A 21839-nucleotide genomic window follows, 5' to 3' on the forward strand; every position below is an offset into this window, starting at 1 on the left:
ACGCCGGGCAGCACCCTCAGGTGCTGCCCGGCGTCATCGCGCGTAGGGGGGCGGGTCAGACCGCCCGGCGCCGCCCCTGGCCCGCGGAGCCGACCCGGCTGCGCGAGGAGGCCGCGGCCGCGCCGCCGGCCGAGGCGGTGGCGCTGCCCGCGCCGCGCCGGGACTGGCCGCCGTTGCCCGAGCCGCCGGAGCCGCCCTGGCCGCGCCGGGACTGGCCCGAACCGGAGGCCGCCGGGGCCTGGCCGGAGCCCGCGCCGCCGGAGCGGCGGCCGCGGCCGCCGGCCGCGGGGGCGCCGCCCGTGGCGGAGCCGGTGCGCGGGCCGCTCGAACGGCGGCGGGAGGAGCCGGTGCCCGCGCCCGAGCCGGAGCGCGCCTTGGCCGGGGCCGGCTGCTGCGGCACTTCCAGCACCACGGGGATGCCCGAGGGCTCCTTGGCGCCGGTGAGCCGGGACAGTTCCTCGTCGGAGGACTTGATCTGCGCGGTGCGCGGGGAGATCCCGGCGTCCGACATCAGGCGGGTCATGTCCCGCCGCTGGTCGGGCAGTACGAGGGTGACCACGCTGCCGGACTCGCCGGCGCGCGCGGTACGGCCGCCGCGGTGCAGGTAGTCCTTGTGGTCGGTCGGCGGGTCGATGTTGACGACGAGGTCGAGGTCGTCGATGTGGATGCCGCGCGCGGCCACGTTGGTGGCGATCAGCGCGGTGACCTCGCCGGTCTTGAACCAGTCCAGGGTCCGGTTGCGCTGCGGCTGCGAACGGCCGCCGTGCAGGCCGGAGGCGCGGACGCCGTCCGCGAGGAGCTTCTTGACCAGGCGGTCGACCCCGCGCTTGGTGTCCACGAACATGATCACCCGGCCGTCGCGAGCGGCTATGCGCGTGGCCACGGCCTTCTTGTCGGTCTCGTCCATGACGTACAGGACGTGGTGCTCCATCGTGCTGACCGCGCCGGCGGACGGGTCGACGGAGAACGCGACCGGGTCGTGCAGGAACATCTTGACGAGCTTGTCGATGTTCTTGTCGAGGGTCGCCGAGAACAGCATGGTCTGGCCCTCGGGCCGGACCTGCTTGAGCAGGGCGGTGACCTGCGGCATGAAGCCCATGTCGGTCATCTGGTCGGCCTCGTCGAGAACCGTGATCTCGACCTGCGAGAGGTCGGCGTCGCCGCGGTCGATGAGGTCCTTCAGACGGCCGGGGGTGGCGACGAGCACCTCGGCGCCGCGGCGCAGGGCGCCGGACTGCCGGTTGATCGACATGCCGCCGACGACGGTCGTGGTGCGCAGGTTGACGGCCGTGGCGTACGGTGCCAGGGCGTCGGTGACCTGCTGCGCGAGCTCGCGGGTCGGTACGAGGACCATCGCGAGCGGCTGCTTCGGCTGCGCGCGGCGGCCGGCGGTGCGGGCCAGCAGGGCGAGGCCGAAGGCCAGCGTCTTGCCGGAGCCGGTGCGGCCGCGGCCGAGGAGGTCACGGCCGGCGAGCGAGTTCGGCAGCGTCGCGGCCTGGATGGGGAACGGCTCGGTGACGCCCTGGGCGGCGAGGGTCTTCAGCAGCGCCTCGGGCATGCCCATGTCCTCGAACGCGGTGACCGGCTCAAGCGCTGGGGTCAGCGGTTCGGGCATGGTGAATTCTTGGGGCCGGGCGACGGGGGCGGACTTCTGCCGTCCCGCGCCAGCCTTCGGACGTCCCTGGGCCGCACCTCGACCCCGGGTGGGGCGGCGGCTGGGTCGTGCGGAGCTGGAGCTGGTCATGCGAGAAAGCCCTCCTGAAACCGGCAAGGTAAAGCAAAGTGCGAAACAGCAGACAAGCCGGGGCCCGCACCTTGCGGTGCGGACCCCGGCAAGCTGAAGCAATTAGGCGGGGAGGATGTTCTCCGCCTGGGGGCCCTTCTGGCCCTGGGTCACGTCGAACGAGACGCGCTGACCCTCGGTGAGCTCACGGAAGCCCTGGGTGGCGATGTTCGAGTAGTGGGCGAACACGTCCGGACCGCCACCGTCCTGCTCGATGAAGCCGAAGCCCTTTTCCGAGTTGAACCACTTCACGGTGCCAAGTGCCATTTTAAATCTCCTGAATAGGCGGCAAAGGGCCCCATCCGGAGATTCCGGCAAAACAATAAAAGCGCCTGAGGAACATTCCCGTCAGGCGCACATAAAGTTCATGGGTACCACAACTGCAACGGATCCAAAGCTAGCACACCTCGGCCGGAAGATGCTGCAACCACCCCCACACATCCGCGCGCGCCCGCGGTAACGCCCGGGCGCGGCCCGCCGTGCGGACGGCCGAGGTCCGCGCCGGGGCCCGCGCCCGGGGGCTGCGTCCGGGGGTCTGCGCCGAGGCCTGCGGCGTCCGGCCTCACAGCCGCTCGATGATGGTGACGTTGGCCTGGCCGCCGCCCTCGCACATGGTCTGGAGGCCGTACCGGCCGCCCGTGCGCTCCAGTTCGTGGAGCAGCGTGGTCATGAGTTTCACCCCCGTGGCGCCCAGCGGATGGCCCAGTGCGATGGCCCCGCCGTTGACGTTCACCCGTTCGGGATCGGCGCCCGTCTCCTTCAGCCAGGCCAGGACGACGGGGGCGAAGGCCTCGTTGATCTCCACCAGGTCGATGTCGTCCAGCGACATGCCGGTCTTCTTCAGCGCGTACGCCGTCGCCGGGATCGGGGCAGAGAGCATCCGGATCGGGTCCTCGCCGCGTACGGACAGGTGGTGGATGCGGGCCCGCGGCCGCAGGCCGTGCTCGGCCACGGCCCGCTCGGAGGCGATCAGCATGGCCGCCGCGCCATCGGAGACCTGCGAGGAGACGGCCGCGGTGATCGTGCCGCCCTCGACCACGGGCTTGAGCCCGGCCATCTTCTCCAGCGTGGTGTCCCGGCGCGGGCCCTCGTCGGCGCGCACGTCCCCGTACGCCACCGTCTCGCGGGTGAAGCGTCCCTCGTCGATGGCCCTGATGGCGCGCCGGTGCGAGCGGAGCGCGAACTCCTCCATGTCGCGGCGCGTGATCCCCCACTTCCGCGCGATCAGCTGCGCGCCGTGGAACTGATTGACCGGCGCGTCCCCGTACCGGGCCCGCCAGCCCTCGCTGCCCGCGTAGGGGCCCTCCGTGAGGCCGAGCGGTTCCGCGGCCTGCCGCGAGGCGAAGGCGATGGGGATCATCGACATGTTCTGGGTCCCGCCCGCGACGACCAGGTCCTGGGTGCCGGAGAGCACGCCCTGCGCCGCGAAGTGGACGGCCTGCTGCGAAGATCCGCACTGGCGGTCGACGGTGACCCCCGGCACCTCCTCGGGCAGTCCCGCCGCCAGCCAGGCCGTCCGCGCGATGTCCCCGGCCTGCGGGCCGACCGTGTCCAGGCAGCCGAAGACCACGTCCTCGACGGCGGCCGGGTCCACCCCGGACCGTTCCACCAGTGCCTTCAGGACGTGCGCGCCCAGGTCGGCCGGGTGGACGCCCGAGAGGCCTCCTCCGCGCCGGCCCACGGGGGTGCGTACGGCGTCGACGATGTAGGCCTCGGGCATGTCGGGTGCTCCTTCGGGGGTCAGCTGCGTACGGCGATCCCGTCCAGCACCATCGACAGGTACTGGCGGGCGATCTCCTCGGGGCTGTGCTGTCCTCCCGGCCGGTACCAGGACGCCGCCACCCACACCGTGTCGCGGACGAAGCGGTAGGTGAGGCGGATGTCGAGGTCGGCCCGGAAGACCTTGGCGGCCACCCCGCGCTCCAGCGTCCCCAGCCAGGCCTTCTCGAACTTCTGCTGCGAGTCGGAGAGGTAGTGGAAGCGGGGCTGCGCGGACAGGTGCCGGGATTCCTTCTGGTAGATCGCGACGGCGGCGCGGTGCCGGTCGATCTCCCGGAAGGACTCGGTGACGAGGGCCTCGATGGTCTCCCGGGGGCCGAGGCCGGCGGCGAGGACGGTGTCGTAGCCCTGCCACAGCTCGGTGAGGAAGGCGGAGAGGATCTCGTCGAGCATCGATTCCTTGGAATCGAAGTGGTAGTAGAGGCTGCCGGCGAGCATGCCGGCGGCGTCGGCGATCTTGCGGACGGTGGTGGCGTTGTAGCCCTGCGCGGCGAAGACCTCGGCGGCGGTGTCGAGGAGCTCGCGCCGGCGCTCGGGCGAGGCGCTCACCTGGGGCTTCCTCTTGGCGGTCGGCTCGGCGGGGGACTCGGCTGTCGGCTTGTTCGTTGGCACGGGCCCATTCTGGGCCTACGGATGCTGGCTGCTGACCGAGACGGTCTCGCCCGTCATGTACGACGCGTAGCCGCTGGCCAGGAACACGATGACGTTGGCGACCTCCCAGGGCTCGGCGTACCGGCCGAAGGCCTCGCGGGCCGTCAGCTCGGTCAGCAGTTCCCGGCTGGTGACCTTCACCAGGTGCGGGTGCATGGCGAGGCTCGGGGCGACCGCGTTGACCCGTACGCCGAACTCGGCCGCCTCCAGGGCGGCGCAGCGGGTCAGCGCCATGACCCCGGCCTTGGCGGCGGCGTAGTGGGCCTGGCCGGTCTGGGCGCGCCAGCCGACGACGGAGGCGTTGTTGACGACGACCCCGCCCCGGCCGGAGGCCTTGAAGGAGCGCAGGGCGGCCCGGGTGCAGCGGAAGGTCCCGTTCAGGGTGACGTCGAGGACCTTGGCCCACTGTTCGTCGGCCATGTCGACGAGGGCGGCGGTGCCGCCGAGCCCGGCGTTGTTGACGACGAGGTCCAGAGCGCCGTGGGTCTGCTCGGCGAGCGCGAACAGGGCCCCGACCTGGTCCTCGTCGGTGACGTCGCAGGGCAGGGAGGTGACGCGGGCGGCGCCGAACTCGGCGGCGAGGGCCTGTTCGGTCTCCTTCAGTCGGCGGGCGTGCGCGTCGCCGATGAGGATGCGGGCGCCCTCCTCCAGGAAGCGGCGGGCGGTGGCCCCGCCGATCCCGGCTCCGGCGGCGGCGGTGATGACGGCCGTGCGGCCTTGGAGCAGCCCGTGACCCGGCACGTAGTCGGGGGCCTTGGGGGTGTTCATGCTCATGACCGTACGTTAACCTACCAAACACTTGTTAGGGAAGTGTCGAGCGGGCCCGGACGACGGAGGCGGACAGCTGATGGACCTGACCCACGCACCGGGGGTGGCGGACTTCCGGGCCGAGGCCCGCGCCTGGCTCGCCGAGCACGTCCCCGGCTCTCCCCTCCCCTCCCTGGAGACGGCCGAGGGTTTCGCCGCGCACCGCGCCTGGGAGGCCGCGCTGCACGCGGACCGCTGGTCGGCGGTGTCCTGGCCCGCCGAGTACGGGGGCCGGGGCGTGGACATCGAGCGGTGGCTGGTCTTCGAGGAGGAGTACTGGGCGGCGGGCGCCCCGGGCCGGGTCGCGCAGAACGGCATCAGCCTCCTCGCGCCGACCCTCTTCGACCACGGCACCCCCGAGCAGCGGGCCCGGGTGCTGCCGCCGATGGCGAGCGGCGAGGTGATCTGGGCGCAGGCCTGGTCGGAGCCGGAGGCGGGCTCGGACCTGGCCTCGCTGAGGTCGCGGGCGGTGCGCACCGGGGGCGGCTGGCTGCTGTCGGGACAGAAGACCTGGTCCTCGCGGGCGGCCTTCGCCGACCGGGCCTTCGGCATCTTCCGCAGCGACCCGGGGGCCGCGAAGGCGCACCAGGGGCTGACGTACCTGATGTTCGACCTGCGGGCGCCGGGGGTGACGGTGCGGCCCATCGGCCGGCTGGACGGCAAGCCGGCGTTCGCGGAGCTCTTCCTCGACGAGGTCTTCGTACCGGACGAGGACGTGATCGGGGAGCCGGGGCAGGGCTGGCGGATCGCGATGTCGACGACGGGCAACGAGCGCGGGCTGACGCTGCGCTCCCCGGGGCGGTTCCTGGCGGCCGCCGAGCGGCTGCGCGCGCTGTGGCGGTCCGCGGCGGATCCGCGGGACACGGCGCTGCGCGACCGGGTGGCGGACGCGGTGGTGGGGGCGCGGGCGTACGAGCTGTTCACCTGGGCGGCCGCCTCGCGGTTCGCGGCTGGGATGCCGATCGGCGCCGAGTCCAGTCTGAACAAGGTGTTCTGGTCGGAGTACGACATCGCCCTGCACGAGACGGCGCTGGACCTGCTGGGCCCGGACGCGGAGCTGGCGCAGGGCGCGTGGGCGGAGCCCTGGATCTTCTCGCTGGCCGGTCCGATCTACGCGGGCACGAACGAGATCCAGCGCGACATCATCGCCGAGCGGCTGCTCGGCCTCCCGAAGGGCCGCCGCTGATGCGCTTCCTGCCGAGTGCCGAACAGTCGGAGTTCGCGCGTACGCTGCACGGCCTGCTCGGCGTCTCGGAGGTCCCGGCGGCCGTACGGGCCTGGGGCGCGGGGGACCACGGCCCGGGGCGGGCGCTGTGGTCGCGGCTCGCGAGGACGGGCCTGTTCGCGCTCGCGGCGGACGAGGCGTACGGCGGGGTGGGCCCGCTGCCGGTGGAGCTGGCACTCGGCTTCGTGGAGCTGGGGCGGGCGGGGGTGCCGGGGCCGGTGGTGGAGACGGCGGCCGCGGCCGTGCTGCTGTCGGAGCTGGCTCGGCCCGGGGCCGAGGGCGAGGAGGGGGGCGCGGAGGACGCGGGGGACGCGGGGCCGGCGAAGCGCTTCCTGCCGGGGCTGGCGGCGGGCGAGGCCCTGGCCACGCTGACGTTGCCGGGCGGGGGTCCGTACGCCCTGGACGCGGACGCGGCGACGTACTGCTTCACGGTCTCGGCCGCGGGCGAGCTCCGGCTGGCCGGCGGCGGCCCGGGCGTACCGCTGGGCTCCACGGACCCGGCGCGCCGGCTGTCGCGGCCCGCGCCGGACGGGGAGCTGCTGGCCGCCGGCCCCCGGGTCCTCGCGGCGGCGGAGACCGCCCTGGGCTGGGCCCGGCTGCTGACGGCGGCCCAGTGCCTGGGGGTGGGCGAGGCGCTGCTGGCGAGCACGGTGGCGTACGTGAAGCAGCGCACGCAGTTCGCCGTGCCGATCGGCAGCTTCCAGGCGGTGAAGCACCGGCTGGCGGACACCCTGCTGGCCCTGGAGTTCGCGCGGCCGCTGGTGTGGGCGGCGGCGCTGGGCCTGGCGCCGCGGGAGGTCGCGGCGGCGAAGCTGGCGGCGGGCGGGGCGGCGTACGCGTCGGCCATGACGGCGCTGCAGCTGCACGGGGCCGTCGGCTACACGGAGGAACTCGACCTCTCCTTGTGGCTGCGCAAGGCGCGGCCGCTGCGCGACGCGTGGGGCTCGCCGTCCCAGTGCCGGGCGGCGGTGCTCCGGGGCGCCCCGTAGGAGGACTCCCGCCGGGCGGGCGATCCCGGCGGGGCCGGCGCGGCGCCCCCCGCCGCTCGCGTGGGCGGCGGTACGAGGCGCGCGAGGGGCCGCGCCGCGGGGCGGCGGCTCATACGACGGCCACGGCGAGGGTGACGACGTAGCGCTCCTCGACCGTCCCGTCGGGGAACAGGGCGCTCAGCCGGGCCCGTTCCGCGTCGAAGAACTCCCGCGTGCCGGCCGGGCCGAGCATCAGGAAGGCGGAGTGGCTGGCGTGGTTGGCGAGGTGGACGTCGAGCGGGATCCGCCGGGACCATCGGATCTCGCGCGTGGTGAACGCCGGCTCGGCGGGCAGCGTGCGGGAGGTGGGTCCGCCGGCGCCGAACAGGACCCGGATCCGCTCGTCCTGTTCGGCGATCCACTGGACTGCGGGGTCCATGTCGTTCCACCAGAGCGCGAGCGCCCCGCCGGGCCGCAGCACGCGGCGGGCCTCGGGGAGGGAGCGTGCGGGGTCGGTCCAGTGCCAGGCCTGGGCGTACGTGAGGAAGTCGAACCCGGCGGCGGCGAGCGGCAGCCGGTCGCCGTCCCCCCGCACGAGCGGGATCCCCGGGTTGGCCCGCCGGAACTCGGCGGCCATGCCGTCGCCGGGCTCGACGGCGAGGACGTCCGCCCCGCGGGCCCGCAGCAGCCCGGTGGCGATGCCGGTCCCGGCTCCCACGTCGGCCACCCTGGCCCCGCGCAGCCGGCGCCCGGAGAGCTCCTCGACGGCGTCGAACAGTTCTCCCGGGTACCCGGGCCGGTTCGCCGAGTACAGGGCGGCGGCGTCGTCGAAGGACCGGGCACGGGTGCGGACGGAGGGTGTGGACGTCATGCCGCCATTGTTTTCGATCACGGCCCGCCCGGCCAGGGTCCGGCGGGCGGAGGCCCCGCGGCCCGGCGTCCTTCGGGCGCCCGTCAGGCCCCCTTGGGGCGGGGGCGCCGCAGGGAGTGGCGGACCAGGATCAGCGTCTGGACGGCCAGCAGGATCGCCGCCCCCGTCGCGGCCGTCGGGACGGTGTGGGCGCCCGGCGAGGCCCAGGCCCGGCCGCCCAGTTCGGCGACGCCCACCGCGACCAGTGCGACGAGGAAGCGGGGTACGAACTCGGCGTCGGTTCCGTGCAGGACGCCCGAGCCGACGACGAAGACGGCCAGCAGCAGCGGGACCCACGGGGTGCCCGGCTCGCGCAGCAGCAGCGCGGCGCCGAACTCCACCGCCAGGAGGAGCAGGTTGCGGAGCAGCATCGACATGGACACATCATGCCCGCGACATCTCATGCCTGCGACGCCTCATGCCCGCGACGCCTCATGCCCGCCGCACCCGGGCGGTGGCCCGCAGCCAGTCCGCGGCGGCCGCCAGGGCCGCCCGCCCCGCCGGGAGCGGCAGGCCCAGGAACCCGTGGAAGACCCCCGGGTACAGGTGCACCGCGCACTCCACCCCCGCCGCGCCCAGCCGGCGCGCGTACGCCAGGCCCTCGTCCCGCAGCGGATCGCAGTCCGCCAGCACCAGCAGCGTGCGCGGCAGGGCCGACAGGTCGGGTGCGCGCAAGGGCGAGACGTGCGGGTGCGCCGGGTCGCCGCCGTACTGCTCCCAGTACCAGGCCATGTGGGCCGCGGTGTGAAAGTGGCCCTCGCCGTACGCGGCCGCGGACTCCGTCGCCATCGCCGCGTCCAGCGGCGGGTACACCAGCAGCTGGCCCGCCACCAGCTCCGGGGCCCGCAGGGCGGTCACCGACGCCAGGTTGCCGCCGCTGGAATCCCCCGCCACCACCACCCGGCCCGGATCGCAGCCCAGCGCCGGCGCCCGCGCCCGGGCCCACAGCAGTACGTTCAGCGCGTCGTCCGGCGCCGCCGGCCAGGGGTGTTCGGGGGCCAGGCGGTAGTCAGCGGAGACCACCACCGCGCCCGACCCGGCGGCCAGCGACCGGCACGTCGCGTCGTGCGTGGCGAGCCCATCCGCCGCCGCGGTGCCGGCGAGAGCCGGCGCGGGGCCGGGGACCTCCTGTAGCGGGGGCTGACCTCCGGGGGGTGTCCGCGAAGCAGGGCCGTCCGCCCGCAGGCGGTCCCGCTACGTCCGGTGCGTGCTCCCCAAGGCCTGTCGGCGACAGGACCGTGCCGGGCGCCGTGGGACAGGCGGACTCGGTCCGAGCTCCCGCAGCCTGCCGCGCCCGTAACGCGCGTACGGATGGAGCAGTCCGGGACGTCGGCCGGCGAGGCGGCTTCGAACCGGCACATCCGCTGCCGGCCGGCGCGTTCCCCGATGCGAGCCCGGCCTCCCGGAGCACCTCGAAGCGATCCGAGAGGCTGGGGCGGCTCATGTCGAAGGAGTTCCGCCCGGGGGGCTGGACAGGCCGTGGGCCGCGCTCGCGCAGGAGGCGCGGCACCGCGCCGCGGGTGCCGATGGCGAGTGCGGCGAACACGCGGTCTTCGTCGGCACCCGTCGTGACCCCTGCCGGCCTTCCTTCTCCGTGACCGGCACGAGGCCGTTGCCGTCGGGGCGCGGACACCGGCCATCAGTCCCCACGGGAGCGTCCTGCGGACCGCTCACCTCGACCCCGCCGCGGCCCCCTGCGCGCAGTCCCCTTCGGGGCGGCCTCGAGCCGGGGCGCACGGGGCCGGCCCGGCGGTCCGCGCGGCCTACGGGCGGGTGGCGGTGACCAGGTAGTAGTCCAGGAGCCGCTGCTCCCACGCGGCGTGGAAGTTGCGGGGCCAGGTGCCCGGCTCCCAGAGGCGTGCGAGCCAGCGGTCCCAGCCGGGCCAGACCTGCGGGCCGATCGACGTGGTCCGTACGCCGGTGAAACCGGCCTCCGTCAGGGCCTCGTCGAGCCGGGAGACGGGCCGGGCGATGTCCAGGCCACTGGCGAACGAGTCGAGCAGCCCGGCGAGCCGCTCCGCCGGAGCGGACGCTCCCTCGACGCTGAAGAAGCTGGCGACGGCCACCCGCCCGCCGGGACGCAGGACCCGCGCCGCCTCGCGGGCGAACGCGGGCAGGTCCGGGAAGTGCTGGGCCGCCTCGACGCTGTAGAGGCAGTCGAACTCGGCGTCGCCGAGCGGCAGACTCTCCGCCGCCCCGAGCACGAAACGCAGCCGGGGCGGCCGGGCTTCCAGAAGGAGGGCGTTCGCCTCGCGGGCCCGCCCCAGCTGCTGGGGGTGGATGTCCACCCCGGTCACCTCCGCGGGCCCGTACTCGTCCAGGGCGAGGGCGCAGCCGAGGCCGAGTCCGCAGCCGATCTCCACGGCCCGGCCGCCCGCGGGACCGGCCGCGTCGAGCACCTGCCGGTACAGGTCACGCTCGCTGCGGATCCGGTCCTCCTGGGACAGCGGCCGTTCGAGATCGACCGCCTGCCAGTAGCCGAAGTTGATGAAGCCGCCGGCGAACACCGGTACGGCGCTGAGATCGGCCGGCCCGTACGTCTCCCACACCTCGGGCCGCACGGCCGGAGCGGGCTGCTCTCCAGAGGTCCCCGACACCGTCCCACCACCTCCTCGCGACGGGGCGCGGCGCCCCGAAATCCCCAGTGTGGCCCGGGGATCCCCGGCGCGACAGAGGACCCGCCCGGCCGCGCCGGCACGGGGAGCCCGGGTCCTGGGCGACCACGGGCCGACCCGCGGGGCGCTCCCGCCGTGCGGGTCGGCGGGGATGACGGGGTCGCCCGTCCGCGACACGTGCGGAGTCCGCGCAGAAGCCCGCGTCCGGTCCCGGTCCCGTTCCCGGTCCCGGTCCCGAGCCTCCGACGATCGCCGCGGTCCCCCGGGTCGCGGGGGTGTAGCGCACGACGGTCTCGCACGCCCTCAACGGGCTCGGCAAGGTCGGCCCCCGCACGCGGGAGCGGATCAAGCAGATCGCCGCCGAGCGAGCCTGGCGCCGAGCGGTCGGCGCTGATCACCGGGTCCGGCCAACGGCACTCCTGCGTCGACGCGCGCGAGGGTGCTGCGCGGCCCTCCTCGCCGAGCACCCCGCTACGACGGACTGCGCGGCCGTACCTGCGATCCGCTGCTCACCGCCGTCGATCCGCACCTGGACCCCGGAGACCAGGGCGGCCGCGATCGGGCCCCGGACGGGGAGCCACATCGATGCGGCCGCATCGATGTGGCCGGCAGTACGTGAGGGCCCCCGGACGGCCGTCACGGGTTCCGGCGGCGGGCGCGCGGTCAGCGGGCGTAGGCTTCGCTGAGCACGGGCGCGACGGGGGCGGGACGTATGGCGAACAAGACGGCAAGGACCTGGGGTTCGACCCTCGATTCGGTCGTGGTGTACGCGCAGGGGGCGGTCTGCCGCCGCCTGGTGCGCGCAACCGTGCCCGCGGACGGCCGGGTTCGGGTGGGCGGACTGCCCCGTTCCCTGGACCCGGATTCCCTGCGGGTCCGAGTCCTGAACGCCCCCGGCGTACGCGTCACCGAGGCCCGGGTGGAGGTCGGGGCCGAGCCCCTCGGCTCGGGCGAACCCGACGCGTTGCGCCGCGAGGTCGTTCGGCTGCGTGAGGAGTGCGCGGCGGCGCAGGCCCGCCGGGACCGGCAACTGGGCCTGATCGGTGAGGTCGGCGCCTTGCACCCGGTGCCGCCGGAGCGCAGGCGCGGGGACCCGCACCGGCGGACCCCCGTCGACGCGTGGCTGGAGCTCGCGGAGTTCGTCGACGCCCGGCTGGTACGGCTGCACGCGCGGCTCGCCGAACTGGAGGAGGCGCGGCGCCGCGCCGAGCACGAGCTATCCGTCGCCGCGGACCGGCTCGCCCGCGCCTCCACCGACGCGCCGTCGGCGCACGTGGAGAGCGCGGTCTGCGCGGCGCTGACCTTCGACCGCACCGCCGGCGTGCGTGGAGCGGGCACCGAGACGGAAACCGAGGAGGCGCGGGAACCGGAGGCGGAGCTGGAACTGGAGCTGGAACTGGAGTACGCGGTGCCCGGCGCCGTCTGGGTCCCGGCCTACCGTCTCACCCACCGTCAGGGCGAGGGCGCCGGCCGGCTCCTGCTGCGTGCCTCGGTCGCCCAGCGCACCGGTGAGGACTGGACCGGCGTACGCGTCGCCCTGGCCACCGCGGACCTGCGGCGCCGCACCGACCTGCCCGAACTGCGCTCGCTGCGGATCGGACGCCGCCAGGCAGCGCCCGCGCCGTCGGGCTGGCGCGAGCCGCCGCCGGGGCTCGCCGACCTGTTCGCCGACTACGAGGCGGCCGGCCCCCGGCCGGCCTCCCCCGCCTCCCAGGCCTCCCCCGCCTCCTCGGCGTCCGTACCCGCCGCGGCTCCGGCCGCCGGGGGTTCCTGGCTCGGACCCGTGCCGCCTCCGGCGCCTTCCGTACCCGTGCCGGTGGCGGCTCCCCCGCCGGCGCCCCAGGGTTACGGGGCTCCCCCGGCCGCGTTCCCGGCTCCGGGCGGCGCGGACGCCCTGCGGCCCCAGACCTTCGGCTCCGCCGGCCCCGTCGCCGCCCCGCCGAGCCGGTCTCGGGCCGCGGGCCGGCCCGCCGGCGGCGGCGGAGCCTTCCCCGCGCCCGGCGCAGCCCCGATGGCGGCCGCACCCATGCCAGCGGCCGCGAAGGCTCCCGCGGCCCCCGGTGGGGCCCCGCCCCCGCCGCCCCCGCCTCCGGCCGGTCCGCCGCGCCCGAGCGGGGCGGAGCTCGACTACGCCGGCCTCCTCCTGGCCGGCCCCGGCGAGCAGGGCGGCCGTCAGGGCAGGCTGTTCCCGGACGTCCCCTTCGACCCGGTCGCGGCCGAACACCGGCGCCGTGCCGAGGCGGTGGCCGCACTGCCGCTGCCCGGCCACGCCGTGCGTCCGCGCGAGTCGGCCGGCTCCTTCGACCACCGCTTCGACGCCGCCGCCCGCGCCGACATCCCCTCGGACGGCACCTGGCACACCGTCACCGTCGGCGAGGTGGCCGTCGGTCTGCGCACCGAATACCTCTGCGTGCCGTCCGTGGAGCAGACCGTGTACGCGACGCTCGTGCTCTCCAACGCCACCGACCAGGCCCTGCTGGCCGGCCCGGTGGAGGTCACCGTCGACGACGAGTTCCTCCTGACCGCCGCCCTTCCCACGCTCGCCCCCGGCGGGGTCCGCCGCGTGGGACTCGGTCCGGCCGAGGGCATCGCGGTCACCCGCCGCACGAACCTGCACGAGTCGACCGCCGGACTGCGCGGCAACACCACCGTGCTCGACCACCGCGTCCACGTGGAGCTGGCCAACCGGCTCCCCCGGCCCGTCACCGTCGAGGTCCGCGAGCGGGTACCGGTCACCGGCGATCCGGACGTGCGGATCGAGGAACGCGCCGACTGGACGGCGCCCGAGGCGGGCCCGGGTCCCGAGCACCACGCACCGGGCACCCGTGTCTGGCGGGTGGACCTGCCCGCCGGCGCCACCGTCGCCCTCGACGGCGGCTACGAGATCCGCATCCCGGCCGGCAAGGGCCTGGTCGGCGGCAACCGCAGGAGCTGACACAGCCATGTCCACGGCCCTCACGCCGATAGCCCTCCCCGTCACCGCCGTGACCTGCCTGGAGGACCGGGCCCACGTCGAGCGCACCGCCGTGCTCGAACTCCGGGCCGGCATCCAGCGGCTGCGTCTCGGGCCGGTCAGCGCACTGGCCGTCGACCGCACCCTCCACGCCGAGCTGGAGGCCGGGCACCCGGCGACCGTGCTCGACGTACGGCTGGTCCGCACCTGGACCCCCGGCGGACCGCTCCCGTCCCCCGACGACTCCGCCCTGCGCCGCCGCGTGCACGAACTGGAGGACGAGCGGTACTCGGTGGAGCAGCGGCGCGAGCGGCTGCACGCCCGCCTCGGCGTGCTCGGCCGCCTCGCCGCCGACCTGCTGCGCGACATCGGCGAAGGGGCCGGCTCCGGAGAGAGCGACGCGTCGCGCTGGGCCCGCGAACTGGACCGGGTCGACGGCGAGCGCGAGGAGTTCGGTCAGCAGCTCTGGTCGGCCGAGGCCCGGTTGCCGGCAATCGACACCGAACTCGGCGAGGTCCGCCGGGCCATGGCCCGCTCCGAGACCCCGCCCGCCGAACTGCTCGCCCATGTCGAGCTGACCGTGGACGCCGCGGCGGCCGGCCCGGTCCGGCTGCGCCTGACCCACCTCACCCCGTGCGCGCTGTGGCGGCCCGCCTACCGGGCCGTGCTCGACGGTGACGCGCTCACGCTGGAGACCGACGCGATGGTCTGGCAGCGGACCGGGGAGGACTGGTCCGGCGTACGGCTGACGCTGTCCACGGCCCGGTCCGCGCTGGCCACCGATCCGCCTCGGCTGGGTGAGGACCGGCTGACGCTGGGCGATCGCTCCGCGGCCGAACGGCGAACGGTCGACGTCGAGTTGCGCGAGGAGGCGATCGGGGACATCGGTCCGGCCCCGGTCCTCGGCCTGCCGGGGGTGGACGACGGCGGTGAGGCGCGGGTGATGGGCGCGCCCGCGCCGGTCTCGGTACCCGGTGACGGTCGGGCCCACCGGGTGCCGCTGTCCGCGTTCACCGCGCCCGCGCGCAGTGAGTACGCCTGCTCGCCGGAGCTGTCTCCGCTGGTCACCCGGGTGGTGCGGTGCGACAACGGCTCCGGGCACGCGCTGCTCGCCGGGCCCGTGGACCTGGTGCGTACGGGTGGGTTCGGCGGCCGTGGCACGCTGGGGTTCACCGCGCCCGGCGCCCCGCTCGTGCTGGCCTTCGGCAGCTGCGACGACCACAGCGTGGTGCGGGAGGCCGAGGAGTCCCGGACCACCGCCGGCATCACCCAGCGGACCGTGGTCACCCGTACGGTCCGCGTGCACCTGTCCCGGTTCTCCGCGCCGGCGGAAGAGGGCGACCGGGTGGTCGTCGTACGGGAGCGGATCCCGGTCTCGGAGGTCTCGGCGGTGGAGGTACGCCTGCTCAAGGAGGCCTGCTCCCCCCAGCCCCCCGCCCTCGACGCCGACGGGATCGCGCGCTGGGAGGTCGGGCTCCCGCCCGGCGGCCGCCGCACCCTCACCCTGGTCTACGAGCTGTCGGCGGGCGCCAAGGTCGTGGGGATCTGACGCCGCGGGGCCGCCGACGCGGATGCGGACGCGGACGCGGATGCCGATCCGGGTGGCATCGTGCCATCAGCGGCCGATGGTGTCAGCCGACCTGGATCCCGATGACGCAGGTGTCGTCGTCCGTGTCGGAGCGGCTCCCGGCGAGCAGGCGGTCCAGCCGGTGGTCCAGGTCGCCGGCCCCGCCCGCGGCCGCGCCCACGAGGTGGGCCAAGGACTCCTCCACGGAGGAGTCCCGCCGCTCCACCAGCCCGTCCGTGAACATCAGCAGGGTGTCGTCCGGTTCCAGCCGGACCTCCCGTTCGACGTACGTGACGTCGGGCAGCGCTCCAAGGAGCAGGCCCTCGATGAGCGGGAAGGCCTCGGGCTCGCCGCCGCGGACGAGCACGGGCGGCAGGTGCCCGGCGCGCGCCCAGCGCATCACCCGGGTACGGGGGTCGAAGAGCCCGCAGACGGCGGTGGCCGTCACATGCTTGGCCAGGTGGTGGGTGACGGTGTTGAGCCACGACAGCAGTTGGGCGGGGCCCGCCCCGGTCACCGCCAGGCCGCGCAGGGCGTTGCGCAGGACGACCATGCCGGTGGCGGCCTCGATGCCGTGTCCGGCGACGTCTCCGACGGAGAGCATGACGAGCCCGGAGGGCAGGACCACCGTGTCGTACCAGTCGCCGCCGACGAGCGACTCGGACTCCGCGGGCCGGTAGCGGACCGCCACGCGCAGGCCCGGGGCTTCGATGGCGGGCGGGGTGGGGGGCATGATCGCGTGCTGGAGCTGGAGGGCGAGGCGGTTGCGTTCGGCGGACTCGGCCGCCGTGTGGGCGAGCTGGTCGCGGGTCGCGGCCAGGGCGACCTCGGTCCAGTGCTGGGCCGAGATGTCCTGGTATGCGCCGCGTACGGCGTGCAGGTGCCGGTCGGCGTCGAGGACGGGCTCGGCGACGACGCGGATGTGCCGGGTGATCCCGTCGGACCGGCGCAGGCGCAGGTCGACGGAGGCGGAGCGGCGGTGGCGCAGTACGGCCCGCAGGAAGCGGCCGAGGGCCTCGGAGTCGTCGGGGTGGGTGTGGCCGGGCAGTTCCCGCAGCGGTACGGGCGGGGCGCCGACGGGCAGGCCGTGCAGCGCGTACAGCTGGGCGTTCCAGGTGATCTCGCCGTTGACGAGGTTCTCCTCGAAGCCGCCGATCCGGCCCAGGCGCTGGGCGTGCTGGAGGAGGTCGGCCAGCCGTGCCGTCTCGTCCTCGATCCGCCAGATCAGCAGAACGGCGCGGCCGTGCCGGCTGACGCTGATGTCCGCGACCGAGGTCAGGGGGACCTGGTCGACGAGCGCGGTCAGGCTCATGCGCTCGGCCCTGAAGGGTTCACCGGTGGCGTGCACGCGCTCGATGATGTCGAACAGTCCGTTCTCGCCCGCGGCCATGGGATAGGCCTCCAGCAGCAGGGCGCCGTCGACGTCGGCGCGCGGGCGGCCGGCGGGGTCGACGAAGCGGCTGCTGGCGTGGCGGATGCGGAAGTCGGCCGGCCCTCCCCCGGAGTCGGGCACGGGGGTGAGGACGACGGCGGGGTCGTGCAGTCCCTCGGCGAGGTCGATCAGCTCCGAGACGTCCGGGAGGAGCGCCTCGGGGAGGTCGGGGTCGGCCGCGGGCGCGGTGTCCATGGCGCGGGCGCAGAGGTCGGCGAGAGCCTCGATCTGGCGCTCGATCCGCGGGGGCTGCGGTGCGAGCGGCCCGGGCCAGCAGATTTCGAGGACGCCGTGGATGCGGCCGCCCGTCCCGGCCGGTACGGCCATCCGTCCGCCGTCGGGCCAGTGCTGGTGCGCGATCGAGGGCGGTCCCACACGTTGCGGCCGGGCGAGGGTGACCAGGCGGCGTTCGCGCAGCGCGAGGCGGGCCACGGTGGAGACGCCCGGGGGGACGTGGCGCCAGCGCGCGGGTTCACCGGGCGGGAAGCCGGCGTACCCGGCGAGGGCCAGGGAGCCGTCGGGCGCGGCCGTCCACATGGCGACGGCGACCGCGCCCAGGGGTTCGAGGGCGTGGGTCAGGAGGGATTCGGCCATGGCCTGGAGGTCGTCGGCGGCGGCCAGCATCCCGCTCTCCGCGGTGCGCAGCCGTACCGCCGCCCCGGTGGACGGCTCGGCCGGGCCGGTGGCGGCGGTGCGCTCGGCGAACTCGGCGGCGACCTCGCTGATGTGGTCGCCTGCTGCCTGGTTGACGATGTCCGCGGCGAGGTCGAGCGTGGAGAGCCCGGTCTCGCGCGACAGTCGGTCCAGTTGCCGCGCCGCCGCGGCGGGGGTGCAGCTCAGCTGTCCGATGAGGATGCCCTTGGCCAGTTCGACCAGGGCCCTGCCGTCCGCGGCCGCGTGCGCCGCCAGCACCTGGCCGCGCAGGCGTTCGACGGTGGCGGCGAGGCGTCCCAGCGGGGTCGGGGCCTGGTGCGGGATCGCCGGGGGGCGGGGGTCGGCGGTGAGCGCTTCCGGTGCCGGCTCGCCGTGCCACTGTGTGTCGGGGGTGCTCACGGTGTTTCCGGCTCCTTGTGGGACGGACGGTCCCGGGTCTGCGGCGCGTTGGTCATCTCGTGAGCCAGTGCCGGACGCGGGCGATGAGGTCGTCGGCGTCGACCGGCTTGGTGACGTGGTCGCTGGCCCCGGCGGCGAGGCTCTTCTCCCGGTCGCCGGGCATCGCCTTGGCGGTGACCGCGATGATCGGGATGCCGGCGTGGGCCGGCATCCGCCGGATCTCGGCGGTCGCCGCGTACCCGTCCAGTTCGGGCATCATCACGTCCATCAGGATGAGGTCGACGCCCTCGTTGCGGGTGAGGGTTTCGATGCCCTTGCGCCCGTCCTCCGCGTGGAGCACCCGGATGCCGTGCAGTTCGAGCACGCCGGTGAGGGCGTACAGGTTGCGCGCGTCGTCGTCGACGACGAGGACGGTGCGCCCTGCCAGGCCGTCGTCGAGCACCTGGGCGGGGGTGTGCGTTTCGGCGGCGCCGGCGTGGACGACGGGCTGTACGTCCCCCGGCCGGTCCGTGCCCAGGTGCAGCACGATGCGTTCGCGGAGCTCGTCCAGGCTGGACAGCAGTTCCAGCGGGCGCGACGCCGCCCGTTCCCGCAGCGCCGTCTCGTGGTCCGTGTTCAGGCGGGGGTTGCCGTGCGCGAGGACGGGGAGGGAGGCGAGCGCGGGGTCCGCGTCGAGGGCGTCGTCGAGGTCGTCGAGGAAGCGCATGGCCTCGCCGTCGGGCATGTCGAGTTCGAGGACGACGCAGCGGAAGGAGTCCGACGCGAGGGCGGCCGCGGCCTCCGGCGCACTGGTGACGCCGACGACCTGGATGCCCCCGGGCTCCTCGGCCGGCCGGTCGCGCGGGGCGAAGTCCCGCTCGGCGCTCTCCGCGACGAGGGACAGCAGTCCGCCCTGGCGTTCCTCGATGACCAGCAGGCGGCGGGGCTGCCGCTGCGGGGGGACGGCCGGCGCGCCCGCGTGATCCGCCGCGGCCGGGCCGGGCGGCGCGGCCGGGGGCGCTTCGGGGAGCGGGGCCTTCTCGTACGTGGACCACCTGACCGGCAGGTAGAGGGTGAAGGTGCTGCCCTGGCCCGGGGCGCTCTCCGCGGTGACGGCGCCACCGAGCAGCTGGGCGATCTCGCGGCTGATGGAGAGGCCGAGACCGGTGCCGCCGTACTTGCGGCTGGTGGTGCCGTCGGCCTGCTGGAAGGCGCCGAAGACGGAGGCCAGCTGCCGCTCGGGGATGCCGATGCCCGTGTCCCGTACCCGGAAGGCCACCATGGGCCCGCGGCCGGTCGCTCCGGCGGGGACCTCGGTCGCCGCGGCCGGTTCGATCCGGAGCTCGACGCCGCCGCGCTCGGTGAACTTCACGGCGTTGGACAGCAGGTTGCGCAGGACCTGGCGCAGCCGCGAGTCGTCGGTGTGGAGTGCGTGCGGGGCGTCCGGGGCGGTGGTGACGGTGAAGTCGAGGCTCTTCTGCGTGGTCAGCGGCCGGAAGGTGGCGTCGACGTACTCCAGCAGGTGCGGCAGGGGCACCGTCTCGGGGTTGATGTCCACCTTTCCGGCCTCGATCTTCGACAGGTCGAGGATGTCGTTGATCAGCTGGAGCAGGTCGGACCCGGCCGAGTGGATGACCCCCGCGTACTCGACCTGCTTCGGGCTGAGGTTGCGGGTGGGGTTCTGGGCGAGCAGCTGGGCGAGGATCAGGAGGCTGTTGAGCGGGGTGCGCAGCTCGTGGCTCATGTTGGCGAGGAACTCGGACTTGTACTTGGCAGCCAGCGACAATTGCTGCGCCCTGTCCTCCAGTTCCTGCCGCGCCTGCTCGATCTCCTGGTTCTTGGCCTCGATGTCGCGGTTCTGGCTGGCGAGGAGGGCGGCCTTCTCCTCCAGCTCCGCGTTGGAGCGCTGGAGTTCCTCCTGCTGTACCTGGAGCTCCGCCGAACGCGCCTGGAGTTCGCCGGTCAGCCGCTGGGACTCGGCGAGGAGCTCGTCGGTGCGGGCGTTGGCGACGATCGTGTTGACGTTGACGCCGATGGTCTCCGGCAACTGGCCGAGGAAGTCCCGGTGCACGGGGGTGAAGGCGGTGAAGGAGGCGAGCTCGATCACGCCGAGGAGCTGGTCGTCCACCACGATCGGCAGGATGATCAGGCTGCCCGGGGTGGTGCGGCCCAGCCCCGAGGAGATGACGTAGTCCCCGGGCACCTGGTCCGTCGCGATGATGCGGCGGCTGCGCGCGGCCTGTCCGACCAGGGACTCGCCGAGGGCGAAGCGGACGCCCTCGCCGGTGCCGACGGGGCGGCCGTAGGAACCGAGCAGGGTGAGCATCGTGGTGCCGGGGCCGTCCTCGGCGAGGTAGAAGGCGCCGTACTGGGCGCCGACGAGCGGTGTCAGCTCGTCCATGACGAGGTCGGCGACCACCGCGAGATCGCGGTGGCCCTGCATCAGGCCCGAGATGCGGGCGAGGTTGGACGTGAGCCAGTCCTGTTCCCGGTTCGCCCGGGTGGTCTCGCGCAGCGAGCCGACCATCGAGTTGATGTCGTCCTTGAGTCCGGCGACCTCGCCGGAGGCGTCGACGGTGATCGAGCGGGTCAGGTCGCCCTCGGCGACCGCGCCGGCGACCTCGGCGATGGCCCGCACCTGGCGGGTGAGGTTTCCCGCCATGAAGTTGACCGAATCCGCGAGGTCCAGCCAGGCACCGCCGACTCCGGGTACGTCGGCCCGGCCGCCCAGGGTCCCCTCGGTTCCCACCTCCCGGGCCACGCGCGTCACCTCGGAGGTGACCTGCGACAGCTGGTCGGCCATCGTGTTGAAGACCGCGGCGATCTCACCGAGCGGTCCGTCCGGCGTGTCGGGCAGGCGGGTGCGCAGATCCCCGTCCCGTACGGCACTCAGGGCGGCCAGCAGCCTGCGCAGCTCCGCCTCGCCGACCCCCGTCCCGTCCGCGGGACCCGGCGAAACGCTCAGCGACTCCGGGCCCGTCCGCTCACCCATCCGTCAACCCCTCGCCGAACGACCGGTCGACGAAGGTTAACGCCGACCGGATGGACCTTATGGCACGACGGATCACCGCGAAGCAGCACGGGCGCACACTCCCGGCGGTGCGTGCGCGCACTGCCGCGGGATGCCACGGGTGCGGGGGCGGGTGGGGGGTAGACGAATCGGTGACGAAGGACACAACTGACGAAATGGGGTGAGCGCGTTGTCGGTCAAGGTCGTGGGCTGGGCACGGTCGTTTCCGGTGTCGAGGGGGGTACGGGCGGCGCGCCAGTGGACCGCCGCGCACCTGGACTCGCTGCCCTGGGACGACTCGGCGGCGGACACGGTGCACTCCGTCCTGCTCAGCGTCTCCGAACTCGTCACCAACGCCCACCTGCACGCCGCCGGAACCGCCCACCTGGTCCTGACGTGGGACGGCCGCTGTCTCCATGTCAGCGTCGCCGACTCCGACCCGCGGCTGCCCGCCCCGCGGCCGGCGGACGCCGAGGCGGATGGCGGCGCCACCTCCGGACGGGGGCTGGGGATCGTCACCACCCTGGCGGACGCGTGGGACATCCACGCGTGCCACGGCGGCAAGGCGATCACGGCCTGCTTCCGCCCCTACGGCGGGGCCGACCCCCACACCGACGCGGCCGGGAGCCTGGACGGGGGCCTGGACGCCCCTCTGGAGGCGGGCCCGGGCGGGGGCCGGGGGGCGGGCCCGGAGGGGCCGCTCCGGTCATGACCCGCCGAGGGCGTCCTCGACGCTGGGGTGCACGGACAGGACCGTATCGGCTCCCGTCAAGGCGAAGAGCCGGCTCAGCTGCTCCCCGGGGGCGGCGATCCGCAGGGTGGTCAGGTGGTGCACCCGCAGCAGCAGGTTCAGGAAGGACGAGTCCCCGAAGGTGACGGCCGCCGCGTCCAGCACCACCAGCCGGTACCGGTCAGCGGCGGTGGCCAGGGCTTCTTCCAGCGGGGCCAGCGTGTCCTGGTCGAGCTCCCCGTGCGCGGCCACCACCCATCCGGCCCCGGCCGGGTAGCTTTTCCCGACCACGCCTTCGTGGTGCGAGTCTCCTGCTCGGGTCATGTCCGCCTCCCCGGATCGTCACGTATGCGGCCTCCGCATGGGAGTATGCCTTC

Annotated in this window: 16 protein-coding genes and 1 pseudogene; 5 read left to right on the forward strand and 12 right to left on the reverse strand. The window is 74.8% G+C overall.

All coding sequences use genetic code 11. The features are described 5' to 3' along the window. Positions 1 to 55: 55 nt before the first annotated feature. The 5 genes from ACS04_RS24010 to ACS04_RS24030 all read right to left on the reverse strand — a co-directional run bounded on the left by ACS04_RS24010 (position 56) and on the right by ACS04_RS24030 (position 4981). Positions 56 to 1744 (reverse strand): DEAD/DEAH box helicase, encoded by a 1689-nt coding sequence (locus tag ACS04_RS24010; RefSeq protein WP_048478797.1) that lies wholly within the window; start codon positions 1742 to 1744, stop codon positions 56 to 58. Between the two features lie 102 nt (positions 1745 to 1846). Beyond that, positions 1847 to 2050, reverse strand: coding sequence for a cold-shock protein (locus ACS04_RS24015; protein ID WP_008743912.1), 204 nt, complete (start codon positions 2048 to 2050; stop codon positions 1847 to 1849). Between the two features lie 295 nt (positions 2051 to 2345). Beyond that, the gene (locus ACS04_RS24020; protein ID WP_048478798.1) at positions 2346 to 3503 is read right to left on the reverse strand and encodes an acetyl-CoA C-acetyltransferase; all 1158 of its coding nucleotides are present in this window, start codon (positions 3501 to 3503) and stop codon (positions 2346 to 2348) included. Between the two features lie 20 nt (positions 3504 to 3523). Further along, a complete protein-coding gene (locus ACS04_RS24025; RefSeq protein ID WP_048478799.1) occupies positions 3524 to 4174 on the reverse strand; it encodes a TetR/AcrR family transcriptional regulator in 651 nt (216 codons plus the stop codon). A 15-nt stretch (positions 4175 to 4189) separates the two neighbouring features. After that, positions 4190 to 4981 carry an SDR family oxidoreductase gene (locus ACS04_RS24030; protein ID WP_048478897.1) on the reverse strand — a complete coding sequence of 264 codons (792 nt, stop codon included), beginning with the start codon at positions 4979 to 4981 and terminating at the stop codon, positions 4190 to 4192. 79 nt (positions 4982 to 5060) lie between these two features. On the opposite strand from ACS04_RS24030, the gene ACS04_RS24035 reads away from it, so the two are divergent. Further along, the gene (locus ACS04_RS24035) at positions 5061 to 6206 is read left to right on the forward strand and encodes an acyl-CoA dehydrogenase family protein (protein WP_048478800.1); all 1146 of its coding nucleotides are present in this window, start codon (positions 5061 to 5063) and stop codon (positions 6204 to 6206) included. Next, positions 6206 to 7234 (forward strand): acyl-CoA dehydrogenase family protein, encoded by a 1029-nt coding sequence (locus ACS04_RS24040; RefSeq protein WP_048478801.1) that lies wholly within the window; start codon positions 6206 to 6208, stop codon positions 7232 to 7234. The genes ACS04_RS24035 and ACS04_RS24040 overlap by 1 nt, the downstream gene beginning before the upstream one ends. 109 nt (positions 7235 to 7343) lie before the next feature. Here the strand turns inward: ACS04_RS24040 and ACS04_RS24045 are convergent, their stop codons facing one another. From ACS04_RS24045 to ACS04_RS24060, 4 genes are all read right to left on the reverse strand, one after another. Next, a complete protein-coding gene (locus tag ACS04_RS24045; protein ID WP_048478802.1) occupies positions 7344 to 8084 on the reverse strand; it encodes a class I SAM-dependent methyltransferase in 741 nt (246 codons plus the stop codon). 83 nt (positions 8085 to 8167) lie between these two features. Further along, positions 8168 to 8500 (reverse strand): hypothetical protein, encoded by a 333-nt coding sequence (locus ACS04_RS24050; protein WP_048478803.1) that lies wholly within the window; start codon positions 8498 to 8500, stop codon positions 8168 to 8170. A gap of 55 nt (positions 8501 to 8555) precedes the next feature. Continuing rightward, complete coding sequence (locus tag ACS04_RS40100; protein ID WP_053080918.1) at positions 8556 to 9149, reverse strand: alpha/beta hydrolase; 594 nt, start codon at positions 9147 to 9149, stop codon at positions 8556 to 8558. Positions 9150 to 9886: 737 nt separating this feature from the next. Continuing rightward, complete coding sequence (locus tag ACS04_RS24060; protein WP_245236514.1) at positions 9887 to 10720, reverse strand: class I SAM-dependent methyltransferase; 834 nt, start codon at positions 10718 to 10720, stop codon at positions 9887 to 9889. A 730-nt stretch (positions 10721 to 11450) separates the two neighbouring features. On the opposite strand from ACS04_RS24060, the gene ACS04_RS24065 reads away from it, so the two are divergent. Both ACS04_RS24065 and ACS04_RS24070 read left to right on the forward strand, forming a co-directional pair. Continuing rightward, positions 11451 to 13673, forward strand: coding sequence for a DUF4139 domain-containing protein (locus ACS04_RS24065; protein ID WP_048478805.1), 2223 nt, complete (start codon positions 11451 to 11453; stop codon positions 13671 to 13673). A gap of 7 nt (positions 13674 to 13680) precedes the next feature. Then, on the forward strand, positions 13681 to 15240 hold the full coding sequence (locus tag ACS04_RS24070; protein ID WP_048478806.1) for a mucoidy inhibitor MuiA family protein: 1560 nt from the start codon (positions 13681 to 13683) through the stop codon (positions 15238 to 15240). 82 nt (positions 15241 to 15322) lie between these two features. Here ACS04_RS24070 and ACS04_RS24075 read toward each other — a convergent pair whose 3' ends face one another. Together ACS04_RS24075 and ACS04_RS24080 are read right to left on the reverse strand one after the other, a co-directional pair. After that, complete coding sequence (locus ACS04_RS24075) at positions 15323 to 17743, reverse strand: SpoIIE family protein phosphatase (protein ID WP_048478807.1); 2421 nt, start codon at positions 17741 to 17743, stop codon at positions 15323 to 15325. A gap of 52 nt (positions 17744 to 17795) precedes the next feature. Then, positions 17796 to 20639, reverse strand: a pseudogene (locus ACS04_RS24080) (hybrid sensor histidine kinase/response regulator); the annotation flags it as partial. 274 nt (positions 20640 to 20913) lie between these two features. Here ACS04_RS24080 and ACS04_RS24085 point away from each other — a divergent pair. Then, entirely contained in the window at positions 20914 to 21444 is a 531-nt protein-coding gene (locus ACS04_RS24085; RefSeq protein ID WP_107438677.1) for an ATP-binding protein, read from the forward strand. Here the strand turns inward: ACS04_RS24085 and ACS04_RS24090 are convergent. After that, a complete protein-coding gene (locus ACS04_RS24090) occupies positions 21439 to 21786 on the reverse strand; it encodes an STAS domain-containing protein (protein WP_048478808.1) in 348 nt (115 codons plus the stop codon). The genes ACS04_RS24085 and ACS04_RS24090 overlap by 6 nt on opposite strands. Between the last annotated feature and the right edge of the window lie 53 nt (positions 21787 to 21839).

Origin of the sequence: Streptomyces roseus (assembly GCF_001044425.1) — a bacterium.
Classification (GTDB): Bacteria; Actinomycetota; Actinomycetes; order Streptomycetales; family Streptomycetaceae; genus Streptomyces; species Streptomyces roseus.